Genomic DNA, 7,377 nt, shown 5'->3' with positions numbered 1-7,377 from the left:
TAGCAGCTATACCCGCACCAAACACAATCCGGTCTTCGTTACTGTAACCTCCACTGTAATCATAAATCGTATCCTGGCCATCTCCTCGATTAAAATGGTAAGTATCAGCCCCATAAAAACCATTGATCTGATCGTTCCCTTTACCTCCCGTGTGACTGTATTGGCGATCCTTAGTGTACTTACTGTTGTAGACACTCAGCGTATCATCACCCTCTCCACCTAACAGTACCGCATTAGAGTAAGAACCAGCAGTAAGGGTGTCATTACCGGCGCCTCCATCCAAAATATCATCGCCGACACCATGGGTTATTAAGGTATCATCTCCGGCCCCACCCAAAAGGGTATCGCTACCACCAGTTGACTGCAGAGTATCGTCACCGGCCTCACCGTAGAGTAAGTTGTTACCACTTCCACTATTAAGCGTATCATTGCCTCCCCCAGCAGTGATAATAAAACCAGATGAACCACTTTGAGTCAGAACATCATTTCCTTCGCTCCCGGTAATATGTTCGCTTCCAAACTTACCTCCAACTGCTTCTAAAAGGGTTCCTTCTAGAGCATCTGAAATGGTTGTTCCTATATCAGCTACAAAGATATCTGCTAAGGCATTCAATACACGGTGGTTGTTTAACCAGTAAGCTACGGAATTTGAGGTTCCTTGAGGTTGTTTGGCTTTCAGCTCTGCAACAACCACGTCTATAGTTTGGCTGAAGTTAATTGAGTCCGTAGTGAATGAATATGAGGCTGAGCTGTATATATCAGCTCCGAAGCTTTGAATTACCAATGAGGCTTGTATATGGTCGAACAGCTTATTCCAAGCAGCATTTAGACCAGTAACGTTTTGAGACCTAGGATCACCACTTCCCATGAAATTTCTAAAATCAGTACTCAGAAATGCTTCTAGCGCTTCAAGTTTTCGCGCATCAAAAATACCGCCTCGACTATTAGGATCTATATTGGATGTACCAGTCCACTCGAATATTATTGCTTCCACATCTGAGACTAAATTCCCGTAACCTCCTATAAAATCAACATTAGAAAAGTCTTGTACTAATGCTAGGAGGTTCTCGTTTTGACTTGCTGCAACGTGTAAATCAGCTACATTGCCATAACCTCTGACACTAGGAGAAAGTAAAGCATCTAAAGTAAGTGAGTATTCACCGACAAACTCAGAATTAATTTTATCTACTTGGAAAAATACGTCCCCGACATCCCCTGTGGACCCGTCATTACGGGTAAAGGTAGAGACGAGAGGTACCAAGTTACCATTAACAACTTGATTCGAACTACTTGCATTGAGGTTTATACTAGAGATGTTTAGGTTATTGAGCAGAGAAAGTTCTGAGCTATCAGATTTTCCATCCTGATTCGCATCTTGCCATATCTTAAGTTCCGAAAACTGTTGATCAGAGGCATTAATAATACTATCGCCGTTTGTATCGAGATCAGATAGTGCAGAAAACCCATCTAATGCAATGTCATTTCCGCCATTGATTAACGTGTAATTCCCGAACAACTCATGTCCATTATCAATCGAACCATTATGATTTCTATCAAAAACTAAGATGCCATCATTAGGGGAAACCCAACCCGTAGTTTCTGCAAAACCATTTGCATCTAGATCAAACTGAACCGTCGAGCTGTCAAGCGAAGTAAGTTCAATGCCATTACCATCTAAATCAAAAACTAATGGAGAAGCATAATTTCTGATTGCTGCGGATCGATCAAAAAAGTCTTTAACATCGTCAATGAAGTCACCAGCTTCATTTGCTACATCATCAAAGATATCTCGAGCTTTTTTAGCTAAATCACCTAAATTATCTAAATTATCTTTCAAAAAGTCTTTTGCATCACTGAGGCTTTCTTCTTTTAATTGCTTGTATTTCTCAGCAAAGGCATCAGCAAATTCAGATGCCCCTTCAACAACAGCATCACTTCCTTCTTCTATATTATCTACAATATTACCTACTTGTTCATCCAGCCAATTCCCGACATCATCTAGAACTGCCTCAGCTGCATCGGCACTTTCATTGGCTAGCTCTTCAGCCCAAACTGCCAGGCGGTTATATTCATCCACCACATCTTGAGGAGAAGGCGCTGTCCAAAGATCATCTCCCGACCCTGGTGACCAGTTATCATCAAAACCATCTTTAGCAGGCTGATTTAACCCAGCTCTATCTAACGCCTCATCGACAGTCGTATTAGAATTTTGAGTAATAGGTCGGTATGGATGACTTTCGCTTTCTATATCATCCATTGCTTGTGTTATATCGTCCCATGAGTCAGATAAATCCGATCCACTTGCAATTACTTCTCCCGAATCTTTTCCTTTATCATCGTAATCTATAAAGCCTTTGTCGTAACTACCATGGTCTGTGACTATATTCCCAAAAGGTGAATCACCACTAACTGCCACACCAGATTGTGCCCCCGTTAAATTACTAAACTGATCGCCAACTGGCGTCGCACCCGGCCCACCTCTAGCTGCAGTTTTTTTGCCATTTGAGTCTGTGTAAACAATATATTTGTGATAATACTTAGTCCCTCTTATCTCGCTTATTTTAGTATAAAAAACTTCTATTTTTTCCATGAAAAATATCCTATAAGTGCATGTAAATTAAAGTTCCATGTATATTTACAACTTTTTCTTTTCTAACTTTCACGATGATTTTTATAATGTAGCCAAAGCCTAAGTCGCTCCATGAACGAGTATCGTATGTAGCCAATACAATCTGATCATAATTACTACTTTCTGGCGCTCTATCATCTAATGCTTTGTAATCAAAACCATTTGCATGAAGAACTTCTAATACATCTTTTAGACTTCCTCCAATACTTATATGTTTATTAACAATATTAGAAATATCAATTTTTGTATCATTACCTTTATTTCTTAAATCTAAAACTTCCTCAAGAAGCCCTTCTTTAGGCATAATTATTTCCACCTTTTTAGTATCACAACCGCTAATGAAAGATGAAACTAATATAAATAAAATAGGCAATATTTTTTTTTTCATCTTGAATACCTACTGCTAGTGAATATAACTAATCTATTGTTCTTTAATTAATAATCGTAATATTTTAAAGTTAAAATTTTCGTTATGTTCTACAATCATAATTGTATTTTGATCACTACCGCTCCCTCACACTTTCCTGCTTATATCTCAACAACGGCGATAAAAAGTATTCAATCAAACGGCGTTTGCCGGTTTTAATCTCACTAGTGGCCGACATGCCTGGGGAGAGTTTTACCCAGCGGTCGTCTATTTGTAGGCCGTCTTGATGTAGTTTAATACGGGCGCTATATACTAGCCCGAGGTTTTCATCTTGTATGGCATCGTCTGATAGGGTGAGTATTTCGGCGTCTATTAAGCCGTATTTGGTGAAGTTGAAGGTGTCTATTTTTACCGCTGCTTTTTGCCCTTCATGTACAAAACCGATGTCTTTATTGAGTATGAGTGCATCCATCTCTACTTGGCTTTGTTTTGGCACAATTACCATTAATGCTTGTGCAGGTGTAACGACACCACCAATAGTGTGTACGGCCAGTTGTTGTACTTGACCACTGATGGGCGAGATGAGTTGCTGCTGTTGATTACGCTCAGTAGCTTTTATCAGTTCTTGCTCCACACCGGCTATTTGTAACTGCGTATCCTGAAGCTGTGTGAGGTTGTTTTTGCGCTGCTCGGATGTCAGTGTGTCTATTTGGTTTTGGGTGAGTTGAACCGAAGCGTTTAGCTGTTTATAACGCGCTTTTTGGATGAGTAAGTCTTGCTCTTCTTCGATGAGTTCTTGTTTTAGTTCTAGGTATTGTAGGCGCGAGGCGTATTCTTTTTTACGTAAGGTGTTTAACGCGCCTACCCGTTCGCTTAATACCGGGATAATACGCTTTTTTTTGTTGATTTCAGCTTGCGTCATTTCTTGCTCAGCACGTTGCCTCATCTGCTCATTTTTAAGGGCATTAAGACGCGCCGTAAATTCCATGCGTTGTTGCGATAACAAGTTATATTGCGATGAACTCATAGCTGTTGCATCTGCATTTACGTCTGATGGATAGTCATTCGCTAACCAGTGCTCAAAGGCCTTTAAACGCGTTTCGGTGGCGTGTCGGTCTTGTAGCTCATGACGTAAGCGCTCTTCATCAGCGGCGGTTTGTATAGCATCCAGTGTAATGAGCGGGTCGCCTTGTTTGACTTGCTGACCTTCGCGTACATGGATCTGTTTTATTTTCCCCGCTTCTAGCGGTTGGATTTGTTTGATGTGTTCACTGGGAATGATTTTACCGGACGCCACCGCGACTATATCCACTTTACCAAAGAAGGCCCATAAAGCTGCCAGCATAAAAAGAGTCACAATCGCCCAGATAATCGCGCGCCCCGCCGGTGATGCGGGGGTTTGTTCGACCTCTATTGCTGCGGGTAAAAATTGATAAATATCGTCTTGGGTGAGGACTTCTCGTGTTTGTGCCTCTTTTGCGCCCGATGGTTTTTTCATGTGACAGCCTCATTGGCTTGAGCGTTGCTGGCTTGGCCTTTGCTTGCCTGATCACGCTTAGAGGTTGTGATGGGTGAGCGCATAGCCGGTACATGATTTTGGTAACCATAGAGGCGTGCGTAGTAGCCGTTATGTTCGATGAGTTGATCGTGATTGCCTCTTTCCATGATACGGCCTTGCTCTACCACAATAATTCGGTCTGCCATGCGTACGGTAGAAAGCCTGTGCGCGATAATGAAGACAGTCCGGTTTTGGCAGATGGCACGCATGTTGTCCTGGATGATGCGTTCGGATTCGTAATCCAGCGCACTGGTGGCTTCATCAAAAATCAAAATACGTGGGTTGGTGATCAACGCACGCGCAATCGCTATACGTTGCTTTTGCCCGCCGGATAATGAGGAGCCTTGCTCTCCTACAACGGTGTCGTACCCATCAGGAAGCTGCAATATAAAGTCGTGTGCACCGGCCAATTGTGCGGCATGGATAACTCGGTCCATGGGTAAGCTAGGGTCGGCCAGTGCGATGTTATCTTTCACGGAGCGGTTAAAGAGCACGTTCTCTTGTAATACCACGCCTATTTGACGGCGTAGCCATGCAGGCTCAACTTGCGCTACGTCCACGCCATCAACCAATACACGTCCGGATTCCGGTACATAGAGGCGCTGCACGAGTTTAGTCAGGGTGCTTTTACCTGAACCGGAGCGACCCACAATACCGATAATCTCCCCTGCATTAACGGCTAATGAGAGATCTTTTAATACCTCGGGCCGGTCGGGTTGGTAACGAAAGGTAATATGCTCGAATGTCACCCGCCCTTGCAACTCAGGCAAGGTGGTTCGGTTAGGGTTATGTCCGGGCTCTGTGGGTGTGTTGAGGATATCGCCTAATCGATCAAGTGAGATACTTGCCTGCTGGAAATCTTGCCACAGTTGCACCAAGCGTAAGATAGGGGCACTTACCCGCCCTGCTAGCATATTAAAGGCGATTAACTGCCCAACACTTAAACTGCCAGCAATCACCAGAGTGGCGCCTACCCATAAGATAAGCACGGTGACTGTTTTATTGATAAAACCGGCGGTTTGGCTGGCAATGTTACCTAGGTTGGTCGCTTTAAATGAGGCAGAGACATAGGCGGCGATCTGTTCTTCCCAACGGCGTTGCATCTGCGGTTCTACGGCCATGGATTTAAGTGTTTCTACCCCGGATATTGATTCGACTAGGAAGGCTTGGTTTTCGGCACCGCGTTTAAACTTTTCATTAAGGCGATTGCGTAATACCGGGGTAATGCCAACCGATAAAATAATATAAAGCGGAATAGAGCCCAGCACTATCCAGGTTAATGTAGGGCTATAGTAATACATAACCACAAAGAAGATAACGGTAAAGAGTAGGTCAATCACGAGGGTTAATGCTGAGCCGGTAATAAATTCACGGATGGTATCCAGCTCACGTACCCGAGCAACCGTATTACCGACTTGTCGGCTGTTATAAAAAGAGATGGGCAGCCGTAATAAATGGCTAAAAAGCTTTGAGCCTAACGTCACATCCACTCGATTCGTGGTATGTGAGAACACATAGGTACGCAACCCGTTTAAGATCACATCAAACAAAGACACCACGATTAAACCAAAGCAGAGTACATCGAGTGTAGTCAGCCCTTGGTGTACGAGTACTTTATCGATGATTACCTGGAAAAATAGCGGCGTTATCAAGGCAAATAGCTGTATAAAGAAAGACGCTATCAATACTTGAACCAGGATTTTTTTGTATTTGATGATTGAGGGAACAAACCAACTTATATCAAACTTGCCGCTCATACCCGGTATCACCGAACGGCGTGTCACCATTAGTAAACGGCCACTCCATCGCGATAAAAAATCTTCTTCTGTGAGCATTTCGGGTTTATTGGACAAAGGATCCTGAATTAATACCTTGCCGCCGCCAGCGCGCGCCAAAATAAAGTAGCCGCCGCTTTTATCTTCGGCGATGGCAGGCAAGGCCAGTTTTTCGAGCTTATCTAGGGAGGTAGTGACGGCTTTGGCTTTTAAACGCAAGTGACGCGTCGCTCTAATAAGGGCGGTTTCGTCTAAAGGTTTATCGTGAGTACCAAACTGATGGTGTATTTGTGCAGGGTCTGCCGCGACTTGGTAAAAGCGGGCCACCATAATGAGACAAGCTAGACCTGTGTCAACAGGCCTCTCATTCGAATTCGAAGACAAAGCAACGTCCTTTTAATTAAATCTATCATCCATAATGCCATTTCAGATCCCTGAAATGATGTTTCGACGATATCAGACTAAGGTCTGTTTATCAATACATCAGGATCACCGTAAAGTGCTTGTATTTCATTGATTAAAATCACTGCACTTCCCAAGCGTTGTTAGACACTAAATTAGTGACAATGTAACTTCATATTGAGGCACTTATAAGCAAGAGAAAACGATACAGGCAAGAGTTTAAGTCTAATGCCATGAATCATCAGCCTTTTATATTTACAGGGGATGTTAAGAATTAAACAGAAGCGGAGGATTTCTTTCAAAGACTAATGATTGGCCTTCATTACTTGACCTTGATTCACGTAAGAATGGTCAGATGCACTCTCCTCCATGATAAGCCTCTCTTTCAAATCCTGTAGTTGATTAAATAATATTTAATACTGGTAAATATGATCTTAATTTCAAAGATCGAGTTTTCTGGTTTCAAATAGCTACTACGTTTCCTAATAAGGAATAGTTTATTTGCTATCGTGTTCGCCGTAATGCTTATGAGCGTAATGGACTGCGAGCCCAAACCCACAAACAACAACCGCAAACACGGATACTGTTATAACGATAAATAATGAGTGGTCCATCGCTAATCTCGCTTCATTTCTACAAATAAACC

At 42.7% G+C, this 7,377-nt stretch carries 4 protein-coding genes; all 4 read right to left on the bottom strand.

The features are described from left to right. Nucleotides 1-2,590 (bottom strand): calcium-binding protein (locus G511_RS22385; RefSeq protein ID WP_036551766.1); only part of this gene is annotated, 2,590 nt, incomplete at its 3' end. A gap of 10 nt (nucleotides 2,591-2,600) precedes the next feature. After that, entirely contained in the window at nucleotides 2,601-3,017 is a 417-nt protein-coding gene (locus G511_RS0109490) for a hypothetical protein (protein WP_028469425.1), read from the bottom strand. A 115-nt stretch (nucleotides 3,018-3,132) separates the two neighbouring features. Beyond that, complete coding sequence (locus G511_RS0109485) at nucleotides 3,133-4,494, bottom strand: HlyD family type I secretion periplasmic adaptor subunit (protein WP_028469424.1); 1,362 nt, start codon at nucleotides 4,492-4,494, stop codon at nucleotides 3,133-3,135. Next, entirely contained in the window at nucleotides 4,491-6,713 is a 2,223-nt protein-coding gene (locus G511_RS22380; RefSeq protein ID WP_281170414.1) for a type I secretion system permease/ATPase, read from the bottom strand. Before G511_RS22380 ends, G511_RS0109485 begins: the two co-directional genes overlap by 4 nt. Between the last annotated feature and the right edge of the window lie 664 nt (nucleotides 6,714-7,377).

The sequence above is a fragment of the Neptunomonas japonica DSM 18939 genome, assembly GCF_000422765.1.
Classification (GTDB): Bacteria; Pseudomonadota; Gammaproteobacteria; order Pseudomonadales; family Balneatricaceae; genus Neptunomonas; species Neptunomonas japonica.
The sequence above is the reverse complement of the archived record's forward strand: the minus strand, read 5'-3'. Positions and strand labels throughout refer to the sequence as shown.